Source organism: Gammaproteobacteria bacterium (assembly GCA_021648145.1).
Lineage (GTDB): Bacteria > Pseudomonadota > Gammaproteobacteria > JAADGQ01 > JAADGQ01 > S141-38.
Genome location: JAKITI010000030.1, coordinates 1 through 14,221, shown reverse-complemented (window position 1 = coordinate 14,221; position 14,221 = coordinate 1). Strand labels below are relative to the sequence as shown.

Annotated in this window: 19 protein-coding genes and 2 pseudogenes; 3 read left to right on the top strand and 18 right to left on the bottom strand. The window is 43.1% G+C overall.

Annotated elements, in window-relative coordinates:
• Positions 1 to 173: 173 nt before the first annotated feature.
• On the top strand, positions 174 to 809 hold the full coding sequence (locus tag L3J70_12570; protein ID MCF6237182.1) for a class I SAM-dependent methyltransferase: 636 nt from the start codon (positions 174 to 176) through the stop codon (positions 807 to 809).
• A gap of 92 nt (positions 810 to 901) precedes the next feature.
• The gene (locus L3J70_12565; GenBank protein ID MCF6237181.1) at positions 902 to 1,939 is read left to right on the top strand and encodes a glycosyltransferase family 4 protein; all 1,038 of its coding nucleotides are present in this window, start codon (positions 902 to 904) and stop codon (positions 1,937 to 1,939) included.
• On the opposite strand, the gene L3J70_12560 is transcribed toward L3J70_12565, so the two are convergent.
• The 10 genes and pseudogenes from L3J70_12560 to L3J70_12515 all read right to left on the bottom strand — a co-directional run bounded on the left by L3J70_12560 (position 1,913) and on the right by L3J70_12515 (position 9,944).
• Positions 1,913 to 3,283: an O-antigen ligase family protein gene (locus L3J70_12560; GenBank protein ID MCF6237180.1), complete on the bottom strand. Its 1,371-nt coding sequence runs from the start codon at positions 3,281 to 3,283 to the stop codon at positions 1,913 to 1,915. The genes L3J70_12565 and L3J70_12560 overlap by 27 nt on opposite strands.
• A 1-nt stretch (position 3,284) precedes the next feature.
• Positions 3,285 to 4,538, bottom strand: a complete 1,254-nt coding sequence (locus tag L3J70_12555; GenBank protein ID MCF6237179.1) for a glycosyltransferase family 4 protein — start codon at positions 4,536 to 4,538, stop codon at positions 3,285 to 3,287.
• Between the two features lie 37 nt (positions 4,539 to 4,575).
• Positions 4,576 to 5,460, bottom strand: coding sequence for a class I SAM-dependent methyltransferase (locus L3J70_12550; protein ID MCF6237178.1), 885 nt, complete (start codon positions 5,458 to 5,460; stop codon positions 4,576 to 4,578).
• 197 nt (positions 5,461 to 5,657) lie between these two features.
• Positions 5,658 to 7,175, bottom strand: a complete 1,518-nt coding sequence (locus tag L3J70_12545) for a flippase (protein MCF6237177.1) — start codon at positions 7,173 to 7,175, stop codon at positions 5,658 to 5,660.
• A gap of 27 nt (positions 7,176 to 7,202) precedes the next feature.
• Positions 7,203 to 8,084 carry a dTDP-4-dehydrorhamnose reductase gene (gene rfbD / locus L3J70_12540; protein MCF6237176.1) on the bottom strand — a complete coding sequence of 294 codons (882 nt, stop codon included), beginning with the start codon at positions 8,082 to 8,084 and terminating at the stop codon, positions 7,203 to 7,205.
• A 39-nt stretch (positions 8,085 to 8,123) separates the two neighbouring features.
• A pseudogene (locus L3J70_12535) lies at positions 8,124 to 8,518 on the bottom strand (HEPN domain-containing protein).
• Positions 8,519 to 8,990: 472 nt separating this feature from the next.
• On the bottom strand, positions 8,991 to 9,203 hold the full coding sequence (locus L3J70_12530; protein ID MCF6237175.1) for a hypothetical protein: 213 nt from the start codon (positions 9,201 to 9,203) through the stop codon (positions 8,991 to 8,993).
• A 13-nt stretch (positions 9,204 to 9,216) separates the two neighbouring features.
• Positions 9,217 to 9,351, bottom strand: a complete 135-nt coding sequence (locus L3J70_12525; GenBank protein MCF6237174.1) for a DUF5615 family PIN-like protein — start codon at positions 9,349 to 9,351, stop codon at positions 9,217 to 9,219.
• Entirely contained in the window at positions 9,348 to 9,584 is a 237-nt protein-coding gene (locus tag L3J70_12520; protein ID MCF6237173.1) for a DUF433 domain-containing protein, read from the bottom strand. Before L3J70_12520 ends, L3J70_12525 begins: the two co-directional genes overlap by 4 nt.
• A gap of 129 nt (positions 9,585 to 9,713) precedes the next feature.
• Complete coding sequence (locus L3J70_12515) at positions 9,714 to 9,944, bottom strand: hypothetical protein (GenBank protein MCF6237172.1); 231 nt, start codon at positions 9,942 to 9,944, stop codon at positions 9,714 to 9,716.
• A 77-nt stretch (positions 9,945 to 10,021) separates the two neighbouring features.
• On the opposite strand from L3J70_12515, the gene L3J70_12510 reads away from it, so the two are divergent.
• Positions 10,022 to 10,249 (top strand): hypothetical protein, encoded by a 228-nt coding sequence (locus tag L3J70_12510; protein MCF6237171.1) that lies wholly within the window; start codon positions 10,022 to 10,024, stop codon positions 10,247 to 10,249.
• A 253-nt stretch (positions 10,250 to 10,502) separates the two neighbouring features.
• On the opposite strand, the gene L3J70_12505 is transcribed toward L3J70_12510, so the two are convergent.
• The 8 genes and pseudogenes from L3J70_12505 to L3J70_12470 all read right to left on the bottom strand — a co-directional run.
• The gene (locus tag L3J70_12505; protein MCF6237170.1) at positions 10,503 to 10,700 is read right to left on the bottom strand and encodes a hypothetical protein; all 198 of its coding nucleotides are present in this window, start codon (positions 10,698 to 10,700) and stop codon (positions 10,503 to 10,505) included.
• Between the two features lie 137 nt (positions 10,701 to 10,837).
• A complete protein-coding gene (locus tag L3J70_12500; GenBank protein ID MCF6237169.1) occupies positions 10,838 to 11,149 on the bottom strand; it encodes a nucleotidyltransferase domain-containing protein in 312 nt (103 codons plus the stop codon).
• Complete coding sequence (locus L3J70_12495) at positions 11,134 to 11,370, bottom strand: addiction module protein (GenBank protein MCF6237168.1); 237 nt, start codon at positions 11,368 to 11,370, stop codon at positions 11,134 to 11,136. The genes L3J70_12500 and L3J70_12495 overlap by 16 nt, the downstream gene beginning before the upstream one ends.
• A gap of 353 nt (positions 11,371 to 11,723) precedes the next feature.
• Complete coding sequence (locus L3J70_12490) at positions 11,724 to 12,098, bottom strand: hypothetical protein (protein MCF6237167.1); 375 nt, start codon at positions 12,096 to 12,098, stop codon at positions 11,724 to 11,726.
• Between the two features lie 52 nt (positions 12,099 to 12,150).
• Positions 12,151 to 12,504: a MarR family EPS-associated transcriptional regulator gene (locus L3J70_12485; protein ID MCF6237166.1), complete on the bottom strand. Its 354-nt coding sequence runs from the start codon at positions 12,502 to 12,504 to the stop codon at positions 12,151 to 12,153.
• A gap of 305 nt (positions 12,505 to 12,809) precedes the next feature.
• Entirely contained in the window at positions 12,810 to 13,358 is a 549-nt protein-coding gene (locus tag L3J70_12480; protein ID MCF6237165.1) for a DUF4143 domain-containing protein, read from the bottom strand.
• Positions 13,359 to 13,493: 135 nt separating this feature from the next.
• Positions 13,494 to 13,767, bottom strand: a pseudogene (locus L3J70_12475) (type II toxin-antitoxin system PemK/MazF family toxin).
• A 71-nt stretch (positions 13,768 to 13,838) separates the two neighbouring features.
• Positions 13,839 to 14,221 (bottom strand): methylenetetrahydrofolate reductase (locus L3J70_12470; GenBank protein ID MCF6237164.1); only part of this gene is annotated, 383 nt, incomplete at its 5' end.

The following is a 14,221-nucleotide window of genomic DNA, read 5'->3' as shown; positions in this document are numbered from 1 at the left end:
TCGTAAATTTGGTCACTAGAAAAGCCTTTGGTTTTAGGGAGCATGAAACGCTTAAAATAGCGCTATTTCACACGATGGGGAAGCTTCCTGACCCAAAATCAACCCACAGTTTTTTCTGAAGACCCGTATTTAACACCCATATTATAGCCATACGATAATAGAGAAAACTCATAATGCTCATTCTTTCTAAATTTAAAGGCTGGATAATGCATAAATCCAGATCTAATAAATTAGATCATTTCTATGGGCTATGCGGTGACGAATGCGCTGTGCTTGATGTGGGAGTATCAAATAATGAGCACAACAAGCAAGTTAACTTATTTCTAAATCAATTCAGATTTGATTCAGAATATTATACCGGTCTAGCAGTAGAACCACTGAAAAAAATTTCCAGAAAACATCCCAATAAGAAATTCATTGAATATCCAGGAGGAATATTTCCTTTTAATAATAAAAAATTTGAATGGGTATTTTCGAATGCAGTTATTGAGCATGTTGGAAATCAGGAGGCGCAATTATTGTTTATCAATGAAATGCTACGAGTCGGGAAACATGTTTTCTTTACAACGCCAAATAAATATTTCCCGGTAGAAAGCCATACAAATGCATTATTTGTGCATTGGAATTCAGAATATTTTTACAAATGGTGCAGAAAACACAGGCCGTCTTGGAATAAAGAAAATTTGTTATTACTGAGTTATGATGATCTACAAAACTTAATGAAAAAATCAAATGCTAAGGAATATTTAATTCAAAGGAATAAATTTTTTGGTATGTCGATGACGTTTACTGTTGTTTGTTTTGAATAAAGCCCCCATCACCATAGCTTTACTTTTTTCAAACCTGAATACCGAGCACTTTTCATCCGAAATAAATATAAAGATTGATTCAATGAGCAACGATGAGAACTAAAAAAAACAAATTACGAAGCATATTATTTATCACGCAGGGCGGCATTAATACTGCCAGCTCAAGATTCCGCGTTTTTTCATTTATCGATAAATTCCATGAAAATAACGTTAAAACAAAAATACTGGCATTGCCGACCGGCGGACACCCATTTAGCCGCATTCTGTTTTTATTAGGTGTTTTTATAAATGCGCCGAAATACCAAACAATATTTATCCAGAAAGTGTTATTACCAATTTGGGCCTTAAAATTATTACATTCTATCAATAATCGTATTGTTTACGACTGGGACGATGCCTTATTTTCACCGCCGCCCTCAAATATATTGACTGCAAAAAAAATCAAGAATAATAAATCTAAACTAGATTATATTTTATCTAATTGTGTTTTAGCTATATGTGGGAACAGGTATATTGAGAAATATGCAAAGCAGTTTTCTCAAAAAACTGCGGTAATACCTACTTCTGTAGATGATAAACAATTGAAGAAAGTTAAGGAGAACGCTGACAGCTCAATCAATATCGGTTGGATAGGAAGAAGCGAGAATCTAATTTATCTTAACGATCTACGTGACATTTTTGTCAAGCTAGAGAAAAAATACGGGAAAGAGATCCGTTTCAAGATCGTCTGCGATCAGACATTAATATTGGATGGAGTGCATAATATTGATAACATTAAGTGGCGTTTAGGAAACGAACTTTCAGATATCAGGAGCTTCGATATTGGAATAATGCCACTTTCAGACAACGAGTGGACACGCGGCAAGTGTGCATTCAAATTGCTCCAATATATGGCCGCTGGAGTTCCCTGCATTGGGTCACCGGTAGGAGCAAACAATGAAGTCATTTCACACAACCAAAATGGAATCTTAGCAGAAAGCACAAACGACTGGTTACAGGGTTTAGAAGAACTTATTGAGTACCCTGAAAAACGCAAGCTCTTCGCGAAGAATGCAAAAGAAACCATAAAGAACAGGTATTCAATAAACGTTGTATTTCATAAATTATTTGTTGCTCTTGATCGGAACTAAATACTGCTGTCGCTCACCATTATTTCCAATGGTTATTATAGCAAGCGCTATAAGCACCCAAAATAAGAAACTAACTTGAAAATATGAGAAGCTATCGAGGAAAAAACTCATGCCAAGATAATTAATTATACTTAATAAAATTACAGTATAAAGCGACTTTATTTTTAGATTCGTTTCACTCCTCCTTGCCTTCCAGATTATCCTTATAATACCTATAACCATAAATAAGTACGCGGAAAATCCGAGCAAACCAGTCTCGACAAGAACTTTGATATAGTAGTTCTCATGGTGCTCAAAATATATTTTTTCGCCAAAATAAACGCCCTCCACCTCACTCCCAAAATTTCCGGGACCAACCCCTAAAAAAGGCGAGGCCTTAAGTGTTTCGAATCCTGCCATCAACATCTCCATTCTATAGACAGTACTTTTATTTACCTGACGTTCTTCCTGAAGAAGAATTGATTTAGTAATAGTCTCTATATTTTCCGAAACACCAAGGCCACTCCACTCTCCAATTACCAATACCATTAAGACAACAAGACCAGAAAACGTTAAATACAGATATTTTGATTTCAACAGAATCACAGCAGACAAGAAAAGAAAAAACCAAGCCGAACGAACAAATGTTAGGAACAGAATACTCATAACAAGCCAAATAAATATCCCATAAACTACTTTCCCAACGACTGAAAAACTATTTTTATAAAAATACACCACTATTGGGAGTGTCATCAGAAGATAGGTAGATAATGTAACAGGATTATCTAAAGTCGACTGAACTCGCATAAATCCTGCCCTTTCCTTAGTCTGGATAAAGCCTTCCGCTATCTCCCGCCTACCAGGCAATTCAACTAGACTAAAAACACTTACACCAATCAAAAACTCCAGCACTCCGATAAGAACCACAATTACTGACGACATGACCCATACCTTCAGTATAATGTCGACTGTATTCCGACAACAGAATACTGAATAAAAACAATAAAATACCAATACGCCAATAAGCACACTCTCTGACAAGAAATATTTAAGGCTGACTTTGATATCGTGAGAAAATAGTGCCGAAATGAGGGTAATACAAAGGTAGAGCATCACTAGCATTGTTACCTGAAATATAGGGGAACTAAATCTTGGCCTGAGTCCTACAGCACTCCCTAAAGTCAAAAATAAGCCCCATAGAAGCCATGCAGAAAGTAGCAATACTGTAGCAATACGTAGCACGCTAAAAAATGGTGCCCCCCCCCCAGAAGAAACCTCTAACCCAATATACCTTGGCACAATAGGTAAAATAAATAGATATAATAATGCCAATATTTTAAGCCAATGATTATTTACATATTGCAATCTAAATAACCCCTCTCAGGACATTCATTAGACTTTGATAATGCGTATCCTGTGAATAAGTAGCCAACTTACGCGTCACTTCTTTTCTCATCTGCATTCTTCTATTACCATCAGAAACCAAAATCCTTAGCTTTTCTGACAAATCATTAATATTTTCATTTTTGAATAGCAACCCTGTCGAACCATTTTCAACGACTTCCGGTAAACTACCAATATCACTAGTAATAACCAGCTTAGAAAGCCTATATGATTCCAATATAGTATTTGGCAGGTTCTCATACCATCTTGACGGTACTACGGTGAATAAACACCCCTTGATAAGAGGCTCAAGTTTTTCCGTAGGCAAAAAGTCATACGTAGTAATATGACCACCTAATTTTATTAATATCTCTGCATCGACTCCCTTTATATCCGATAGTTTTCCACCCACTAACATCAACCGTATACCAGCATCGTATAATTTGCTTCTGTAGTATGCATTGATCAGTATATCTACGCCTTTCTCATGCGAAAAGCGGCCAAAGTAGAGAATATAATTACCCTCTAGATTGTCCAGCGTCTCCTCACCAAGGGAATTTACAAATGTCCTAATTACACTTACTCGATCAGCATTTACACCATCTTGGATCAATTTTTTTTTCATGAAATCTGTAGTGCATACAAATTTGTCCACATCATCATATATTTTAAGAATATTTTTGTGGAAATACAGCGCTGATGCCTTTAGCAGGCTACCAATACGAGAATCCTTTATACACTTGTTTTTCACACATGAAAGCAATGATTTTTGGTGACACTCTTCACATATCACACCATTCCTCAAAAAATGCGCTTGTGGACATAACAGAAAAAAATCAGATAATCGCATAACGACACGAACACCATGACTCTTGCAGGAATTGATCACACTCGGTGATAATTTGTTGTAGTGATGCAATATGTACGCCACATCTGGCTGTTCATTTTCAATTAGCTTCGACAACTTATTTCGTACATGAAATGAATAAAATAACCTTGCAACTGTGTCTATTGCATAACGAATACTTTTCTTACCCTCATGAAAGTAGTGGACATCTTGCCCCCCTATAGGATCGACAAAATACTTTTCATACTCGCTTTTTTCATTCCTATCACTCTTTATGGAAAATGATATGACTTGATGCCCATTCTCTTCTAGTAGGTTTTTCACATTAAATAAATAGCGCTCAGGCCCTCCTGATACAAAATAGCGATAGTTAATTAATAGAATCTTCACACTTAATTATCCCCGTCATGGCTTCACAACTATGTTATTATTTCTTAACAGCAAGTGCGATAAGCTCTTCACCAATTTCCTTTTGGAAGGGCCTTACGCTTAAAATATATTCAGCTATAAAAAATATTTTTGATGATATTTTATAATATTTCCCATGTGCATCATTGGGGTTTTCTCCCATAAACCTATGCCTGTGTCTAATGGCCATACTTCGCGCATAAATGGAAGCCGCACTCCCATGGTATGTCCGAACAACTTCAACATCAAACCCTGCTTTTAGCAATAAATTTTTGATATTTTTTGGCGAATAAAGAAACAAGTGTCTAGGTGTCTCCAAACCCCGCCAATCATTTTTAAACAATTTATGCCCTAAACTTTCTGTATTTGGGGTTGCCAAAATAATACGTCCACCTTTCTTAAGTAGTCTATGGATTAGCTCAAGCGTCCCAAGCGGATCACATAAATGCTCAACAACATGACTTAGTGTCACAACATCAAAATAACCATGAGGAAGCTTTATAGTTTCAATAGATCCTGCTTCTATATCTAAGCCATATCTCTTTCTTCCAACTTTTGCGGCATTCGGGTCTGGCTCTACTCCTTGCACTTCCCAACCAAGATCTCTCATAACCACAAGAAACTCACCATTTCCACATCCAAAATCAAGCAAGCGCCCAATTTTGGCTCCGTCTTGCCACATAATACTGCGCCCAACACGATCACGTATAAATTGACTTTTTGCCAACAAAGAACCAGCTAACGACACCATACCCTTCACACTACTATAGCCATAAGCACTGGCGAGTATGCTATTTTTCAATTGGTAACGAAATCCTCGAATCTGTTCATCAGTCTCTTCAGTATTCGTACTGTGAGTATAATACGACTCGTAAAGTTTACTGACCTCCTCTGCTGCCGGCATGGGATCATTCCAGAAGAGCCCACAGTCCACGTTTAAACATTTCCTTACACTCCAGTACCCCGGCGTGCCAAATAGATAGTCCTTAAGAGACTCATAGACTAGCTTGCCTTTTTCGCCACACAAATAACAATTAGGGCATTTATGGGATAGGATTTTATTAACCTTACCTGGTATCACCTTCATTCTATTTTTCACCTCTAACCCATTTTCCTGAGGAGTACTGTCTTCTTAACAAAATCCCGCTCATGATCGCACAACAGGAACTTCCAACTCCAAAAAGAAAATGCAAATAATACCCCTATTAGAAATACAGACTTTAGCAGTAAATCTGAAATAACCACAGGAACTAATAGAACAGCCAATGCATAGATAGCATTGAGAGCATTTTTTCTAATAAACGGCATTGATTCCACCAATAACTTAGCTGTCACGAGGTTAAAAATCACGGTGTCAGCAACAATTCGAATTGTCCAGGCAGCCGCCGCTCCTTCTATTCCATATAGCCCTAACAACCACCATAACAAAATCAAATATAACGGTAATTCTAACAAATGAGTTATAGCAATAATATCTGGGCGACCAGCTCCTTGAATTAAGGCAAAAGGTACTCGGGCCAGACTATTAATAAAAACACCTATGGCTAGCCACTGAAGAATGGCAAAGCCATTAATAGCAAACTCTAAACCCAACCAAAGCTCCAGGCCTTCATATGCAAAAGTGATAACTACAAGAATTACCGGAAACATGACGATAAAAATATATTTTGTTCCACGATCAAATAGATTTGCCGCAGTAACTTTATCGTTTACAAAGGTGGATGAAAATGCAGGGAAAAGTACACTAACTAGAGCTATGGGAATCATCCATAGCTTTGTGACAACTTCATATGGTGTTGTATAGTAAGCAACTGCCGCCATGGAAACAATCGCACCGATAAGAAATCTATCCATATAAACCATAATCGGCCCGATGGTATTACTCACTGTCATCCAGCCACCAAAACTCATGAGGGGGACAATTAAATGTCTTTTTATCACGATACCATTTCGTAGTGCTGGTACCACATAAAAACACAGGCCAAAATGAGCTACTAGCGCGATAACTCGACCTACCACTAATACCGAAACTATGTGGTAAAGGCTCTCAGAAAATTCCAGCACTATTAGTGGGCCTAAGAAAGTCCACAATCCCAGAGGAATACGAACTGCATTCACCAACCCAAATCGCTGATAGGCTTCAAGTATTCCCCTTAGGCCAGTTGTCCCAATGACCAATGGAATGGACAATGCTAGAAGATAGAATGCATAAAGAGTTTCCTCCCGTAACTCAACCGGCACATTTAGGACGCCATACACTAACCAATGGCTTATCCCTGCCACCACAAGTCCGCCGGCAATACCCAACACACCCATCAATAATAAAGCAGTCCAGAGAAGCTCAGGGATTTCTTTAGTATTGCCAGCCCCCAGCCTTTCTGCTGTTAACTTAGTCAGCGCTCTGCCAAGACCAAAATCAAAAATGCTGAAATACCCGATAACCATCCAAGCAATGGTAAGCACACCAAAACGATCTATGCCTAAACCATGGATTAAAAAAGGAATGGCACCTAGGCCAACCAATAAAGGCAAGCCTTGGCCAAGGATATTCCACAGAGTATTTTTAGCTAAGCGGGGCCCACTAACAAGTTGGGAAGGACTCTCTGAATCAGATTTCATATAATAATTTTTGAAGCAACTTAGCCATTAATTTTCCTGTTCTTTAATATCTTCAAAAAATTGGCTTAAAGATGTACGCCAATGAATAGGGTCGACATTAAGATCAGAATATGTTTTTGTTTTATCTAGTACACTATAAGCTGGTCGCCTAGCTGCGGTCTGAAAACCATCACTAACTATTGGTCTTATTGCTACAGTCCGTTCAAGCAATCTAGTTCTCAGTGCTTCTTGCTGTATAGCCACAGCAAAGTCATACCAGCTCGCAACACCCGCATCCGTCCAGCAATAAATACCATGCAGCTGTGGAAGCCACACTAATCGCCAGATGGTTTGTGCCAGCCCTTTCGCCCATGTAGGAGTTCCAACTTGGTCAGAAATGACACTTAGTTTTTCACGCTCACGCATTAGCTCCAACATGGTTTTAACAAAATTTTGGCCATGGATAGAATAAACCCACGAAGTACGTAAAATTAACGCTTGACCCTGTGTCAGATCAGTTACAAGCCGTTCACCTTCAAGTTTGCTTGCTCCATAGACCCCAAGTGGATTTGGTAGATCATCTGGCAAATAGGGTTTTGACTTGCGGCCATCAAACACAAAGTCCGTTGACAGATGGATAAGACGCACTCCTAGAGCATGCGCAACCACCGCCAGATTTCCTGCTCCCATAGCGTTTACAGCATAAGCAAGCTCTGGTTCTTGCTCAGCTTTATCAACAGCAGTATAGGCTGCCCCATTGATTACAACATCGGGAAATGTTTCATTGATTACCTTTTTGACTTGCACTTGGTTTCGTATATCCAGAGCAGTGCTATCCAAGTCAATAATGTCTATGTCTGCAGGTGCTGACTTTTTTAATTCCCACCCGAGTTGACCATTCGCGCCCGTTATTAACACTCTTTTTCGCATAAAGGATAATCCACTACTCAACCACTATGGACTGAAAATCTATAGGTTGTTTAAAGGGAAAGGGGTCAGAGCCCTTTCCTCTTTATCAATTGTCTCTACAAATAACGCTGCCTGTTGCAATGACCAATCTGCCTTATCGATATCGACCCCTTTCCCCAGGTAATCCGCCATCAATCGAATGTCTTCAACATTATTCAGTGATCGCCCCAGTTCAGTCGGTAATTTCTCTGTTTTAACAAGATGAAGGCTGAATACAGAAATCAATCCGCTGTGTGTTTTGGTTGTTATCGCAAGCTCTGCAAAACCGGCTGCCATCAGTGCGGCACGCGACGCATCAAACATGGCGTAGTAGGCTCTGTTGCAAGCACCATCAGCATTTTCTGCGGTTACAATAACAGCCTTGCCGAGGCAAGTGCCCGCCTGGCCTTTGTCATTAACTCGTCTGCTGAAATCACAAGACAACTCCCTCTTGTTGAATATTTTTAATCTCTCTGGGTCTAATTCCCCGCAGCTTGCTGCGTAGGCTTTTTGTTCAAACGCCTAAGCGTTTGAACTGGCAGTACAATACCCCGCTTTCGCGCAGCGAAAGCAGGGTATTGATATTATCACGTCCCTCCGGCGAAAGCCGGAGCCCAGGGGTTTCACCAACAGTAGGCGCTCTCAGGCGACCTCTGGATTCCGGCTAAAAACATGCCGGAATGACGGCATTCGCAGCAAGCTGCGGGAAATTAAACCCCAAGCGATTAAAAAATACCCCCCCCCGTTGGGCAAAGGAGCGAAGCGACGTACGTACGGAAACGTTGGGCACGCTACGCTTTTCCCAACCTACTTAGGAATCAAGGTACCTTGAACCGAGCACCATCTTTACTCGTGAGCAGGAAACCACAGCTGGTGATGAAATCCCGCTTAATATCCTTCCAATGCTCGCTTCCGGAAACTGTCACGATCGAGCACTATGAACTGGCCTTCTAATGTTTTCAAACTATCCAGCATCGCGAGTACCACTTGGGCGGGCTCCCCTGGAGTCACCGGTATGAATCGAAGATAAACCACCGCTGGCGGGCATGGAAGCTGTTGCTGGTAAATAAGATCACCGAAGTCTCTGTCAAACGTTAACAATACCAAACCCTTTCTATTGGGCCAACTCCAAAACATCGTGGTCTGACAAGCCCGGCTGACTCTCACCGATCGAAACGACGTCGAGACCCGCTTGGCGTAAGAGTCTGACTGATGTCAGCGGAATATTCTCGTCGGCCAGCCACTTCAACCGAGCTTCCCCAAGGCCACATATTCTTCTTCAGCCGGGCACTCCTGAGCAAAGGCGAATACCGCCTTCAGATCTTCTATCAAGAGCTGGGGATAGTTGTCCAATACTTGCTGTTCTGCCCAGCCCTCCGCAAAGAGCGACAAGATAAAGTCTACCGACAGTCGCGTCCCCTTGATAATGGGTCTGCCGGCAAGAACCTCAGTATCAGCAGAAATACGCGCTTTCCAATTCATTAGGAACTCCTTGTTTTACTTGATTAATCAACTCAAAGGATCAATGGAAGGGATCAATAGGATTCACCACATGTCTTAAAGATCAGATCGACAACTCTTTCATCGGCAAGTCGTATATTTTCACCTTCATCAAACCATGTTGGCTCCAGGTTGGCTGATTCTTTGTCTGCAAATCGCTTTAGATGCTGCGGAGCTGTTTGACGCTAACAGGTCTATATCTTCAGTGGTTCTATGATACCCGTGAGAGAAAAGTGCATATCCACCAATCAGTATGTATTCAGCATTGTTCTTGTTAAGAGATCGCACCACCTTTTTTACATCTTCCAGAGTGGCCGGGCGGCTATATTCACCTTCTGGCATTACTCACCATCCCCTCTATCAAACATGAATCCCAGTGGATATTGGCCTCTTCATAAGTTTTATAGCGATATATTCCTTTGGGAAAATACGTGGTGGTTCCTGTAGGCAATCTGTGTATTTCGTCATTAAAAATGGCACCTTGCTTCAACAGTGAGCCAGATGCTCTCTCGGTTATTGGACGAATTCTTCGCTTACCTATTACTCGCATCAGTGCTGTCCCGTTAACTTCACATCGTCATGCCGAACCCGTTCCGACATCCAGGAAGTCGTTAAAATCACTGGATTCCGGGTCAAGCCCGGAATGACGGAAGAGGTTATTCATATTCATGTCTCCAATCGTATCATTCGTGCGACTTGCCCCCCCCCCCGTATATTAGCAGATTGCACCACTGTAGCTTTTGTTAACGGGACAGCAGTGATTTCGTATACTCGCTATAAGTAACGTGCGGAGAATACCTCCGCCCTTTTCCAAATCGCCAGTAATGATTCGATCTCATCGATGAATCGGTTCAGTACGGCGGCCTTGATCGCTGGGGCATCTTCATATTCATGGGCGGGTTAATTGCGAATCTCGCGTAATTGACGCCAAGCTTCAACGCTTTCCAGCACACCCAGGCGCTCCAGGCGCTGTAGTTTCTCCACGAAGGTTGCACTTTCTGGCATCGGCTTTTCCGAAAGATCCAGCAATATGGGTAGAAACTTCATACCCATGCTGTCTTGCAGTTTGGTGAAACGATATACCAGTTGATCCAGCAACCTGCGCTGCTGAATGCTGATGTTCGTTACCGAATTTTTGTCAAAGCGTATGTCACTCAGTTCCTATTTTGCCCCTTGTAATACTTCCGCATGGGTACGGCATTCTTTGAGAATTGCCTGAAGTACCTCACGGTTGTTCATAGCTTCACGCCCTGTTCTCTGGCCACTTTGTATATTGGCAACTCCGGCCCTGGTACTGCCGACCGGATAACCAGGTCGATCTTTTCTCCTTCAAACTCCGAGCTTGCGTGAAGATCGGCTAGCATTTTTAATTTATTTTCCACAATTTCGTCCGCATTGGCCTTTGATGTTTCCAAGTAAAAATCGTAGTCTCCCCCACGACGCTGATCATCAACACGCGAGCCAAAGATCCAAGTAGTGGCACTTTTGCCAAAATGAAGCGCGACAGTATCTTTCAGGCGCTGCATTTGTTCTAGAGTAAGGCGCATTGTTTCAAGTTGGAGGAATAAGATGTGGGGAATAAGGTGCCAGCGCCCTTTACTCGTAGTTTCGCCCTCGTCCGCACGAACACCTCTTCGGCTGGTACCGACTCTACTTTTTCATCTTTTAACTCTTTATAAGGTCGCTCTGCTTCCTCCAGCCATGCTTTCTCGACATCTTCATCCACTCCTCCATCAAGATCAGCTATCACAGCTCGAAGTAGATGCATGCGATCATGAGCACTTAAGGTGCGTATGTCTCTTTCAATATCTTCTATCGGCTATAGCCATGGCTTTTCTCCGCATATATATTCTATGACAGACCCAATTCAATCGGCAATTTCTATTCACCTAAAAAGCAAAGAGCAAAAGGAGAGCAAAAGGGGACGCTACCCCCTTTTCTGCCTTACATGATGTGCATTTCATAATACTGTCGTACTCTTGCTAATGTTGCACTAAGTATCCCGTACGCAGAAAATGCGGTATTTATGTTTTCGGCCGGCAATGGCAGCTTCATCTGTCAGGTATTCATGTGTGTGTGTGAGAATTCCTGAGCAGCCTGATCCCTAACCACTCGTCGAAATCATGGACTATGTCGTACTTCTCCATTCTTCGAAGAGTATCTATCAGGGAAACATCTTGGCTGGTTGGTGTCTTCCAGGCTGGCCAAGGCGACGAAGCGGAACAGCTTTGAGGTGATAAAATCCTGCAGTTTGCTGAATCTGGCAAGGTACAGATCCAATCTGTCTATTTGAGCGTCATCTAGTTGGGATACCTGCTCAGGTTGCAGTGGAACGTCATCAGCAATCTGTTGGCGGGAGCGTACGAAATGGTAGTGCATTCTAGCTGCTACCTCAAGATTCTCCCGCACAAGGATGAAGGGGACGCTACCCTTTTCCTCAGGCATGTCTTTGATCATCACCGTGGTGGAATTATGTTCCAGGTTTACAGTCGCCAATCCGGGGCTGTTCTCACCCTGTTTACAGATTATACATTGCATCACTGCTTTCTCAGCCCCCTCCTACCCTTACTGCCTCGGCCGTATCGAAGCCGACTTCGCTCTTCAATTGTTCGATCTCTTGCCTCAGCAACTCATATTCGGCCATCTTGCATTTGAGAAAATGCACCGTAAGCTGGGCTTTCCCTTCAATCCCTTTGGGGGTTAGCAAATTGACGTAGGTATTCTTGCTTGGATTGCGCTGGAAATTACGCGTTTTGACCTGTCCCTTTTCAATAAGCGCCCGCAGACAATAATTGACCTTGCCGAGGCTGATGCCAAGAGCTTGGGCCAGCTGGCGCTGGGTGATGTCGGGCTGGGTTTCAATCAGCCTGAAGATACGGTAGTGAGTTTCGTCGGCGGTCACGGGCTTCTGTTCAATAGTTGAACAAGCGCAATATTAGAGCGCGTATTTTTGTTGGGGTCAAGAACTTAGCACAGCTATCGCGGCTAATACCCAAAGGGCACGATGAGGCACACCTACGGACTAATCCCTACGGAAACAGGTAATTACCCATCGCCAAATCATCGTGCAACCCGGCCAGCCAGCCTGCTCCTGCCATCACTTTGAGGCATGTCCGTTGATCGATCCAATCGGCCAAGTCTTGAATCCATACAGAATCGACCAGCGACTACATACTTGTGAAGACTGAGCTATTATGCCGTTATTCGCTACAATGCACTGACCGGCAACGCGGCATAGCGATCACTAAATGACATGGCCTGCTCACCAGTGTACAGCACAATTCCCCGCATAAATCGCTCCCCCAAACTATCCGTCAGTGCATCAAAGCCGCTGAAATCCTTCTTGCCCACAGCTGCGGCGGCCTTCACTTCCAAGCCGACCACCCGACCTACCGCATCTTCAAGCAGAATATCCACTCCCTGATCTGTAGTAGTTCGGTAGTGGAACAAGTTTACTCGCGTATCCGCCCAGCCCACTTGTTTTCGCAGCTCACTCACTACGAAAGTCTCAAGCAGATGCCCGAAAAGTGTCGGGTGACGAAACAAAGTCTGGCAGCTAGTGCTGGCAAGATGGGCCGCCAGCCCTGAATCAATAAGATGAATTTTCGGCGACTTGATCAAGCGCTTGCCCAGGTTCGCCGACCAGGCCGGCAAAGGCCCCGTCCATGAACCTTTCACGCTGTAACGAATCTCCCCCTGAGAGAGTGGCCACAAGGTAATAAGGAACGTGCACGAAATAACTTCCCGATCTTGCATCTCGGCTTTATCTCCTGAGTCGCCCTATCTCCAGTGTGACATCGGCAGGCACGCCTTTGATTACCACTGTGGTGCGACGATTTCACGCAAGGGAATGGGCTCCATGATACTTCCACGGGGATTCTTACAGACTCGCTACCCTAACTGGATTATCTGATTCAGGCGTTCGCAGACTGCTTTGAATGGAACGCCAGTCAACCGTTTGGTTGGATGTACCTTCTTCGCGCTGCGCTTACGCCAATCGAACGATTTAGGCTGGAAACAAAGCACATAGCTGGTTTTGCCTGCCTGCCCCTGGCCGGCCCAACCGTAACAACAAAGGGATTATCAACGTTGTCATTGGAAGGCCGATCACCAATGATGTTTTCGCGTTAAAAACACGGGGAGAAAGCACCAGAAAGAGATGAATATGGAGGCTACAGTAAATTTCGGGTGTTGGGCTCCATTCCTCAGCCCGGCCTACGCACGTAGTCTTGACTCTCAGTCTTGCAAAAGGGCGCGCCAGATGGCTCGTGTGGGATCTACACGGTTCATGCTGTAAAAATGCAAGCCGGGCGCACCCTGTTCAAGCAGATTCTTGCACAGCTGGGTGGTGGTCTGTTGGCCGAAAATACGCAGGGATTCTATGTCATCGCCAAAGTCTTCCAGACGCTTGCGCAGCCAGCGGGGAATCTCTGCGCCGCACATGTCGGAAAATCGAGCCAGGTTCTTGTAGTTGGTGATGGGCATGATGCCGGGCACGATGGGGATATCGAGGCCCATTTTTTCGCAGTCATCGACGAAGCGGTAATAGGCATCGGGGTTGAAAAAATATTGGGTGATGGCGCTATTGGCGCCGGCTTCGACTTTCAGCCTGAAATGAT

Excerpts from the sequence above, each read along its gene's own strand:
- L3J70_12520 (MCF6237173.1), bottom strand. The coding sequence starts at position 9,584 with ATGAATTGGAAAGCGCGTATTTCTGCTGATACTGAGGTTCTTGCCGGC.
- rfbD (MCF6237176.1), bottom strand. The coding sequence starts at position 8,084 with ATGCGAAAAAGAGTGTTAATAACGGGCGCGAATGGTCAACTCGGGTGG.
- L3J70_12500 (MCF6237169.1), bottom strand. The coding sequence starts at position 11,149 with ATGCGCCTTACTCTAGAACAAATGCAGCGCCTGAAAGATACTGTCGCG.
- L3J70_12480 (MCF6237165.1), bottom strand. The coding sequence starts at position 13,358 with ATGCAAGATCGGGAAGTTATTTCGTGCACGTTCCTTATTACCTTGTGG.
- L3J70_12565 (MCF6237181.1), top strand. The coding sequence starts at position 902 with ATGAGAACTAAAAAAAACAAATTACGAAGCATATTATTTATCACGCAG.
- L3J70_12515 (MCF6237172.1), bottom strand. The coding sequence starts at position 9,944 with ATGCCAGAAGGTGAATATAGCCGCCCGGCCACTCTGGAAGATGTAAAA.
- L3J70_12545 (MCF6237177.1), bottom strand. The coding sequence starts at position 7,175 with ATGAAATCTGATTCAGAGAGTCCTTCCCAACTTGTTAGTGGGCCCCGC.
- L3J70_12495 (MCF6237168.1), bottom strand. The coding sequence starts at position 11,370 with ATGCATCTACTTCGAGCTGTGATAGCTGATCTTGATGGAGGAGTGGAT.
- L3J70_12570 (MCF6237182.1), top strand. The coding sequence starts at position 174 with ATGCTCATTCTTTCTAAATTTAAAGGCTGGATAATGCATAAATCCAGA.
- L3J70_12550 (MCF6237178.1), bottom strand. The coding sequence starts at position 5,460 with ATGCCGGCAGCAGAGGAGGTCAGTAAACTTTACGAGTCGTATTATACT.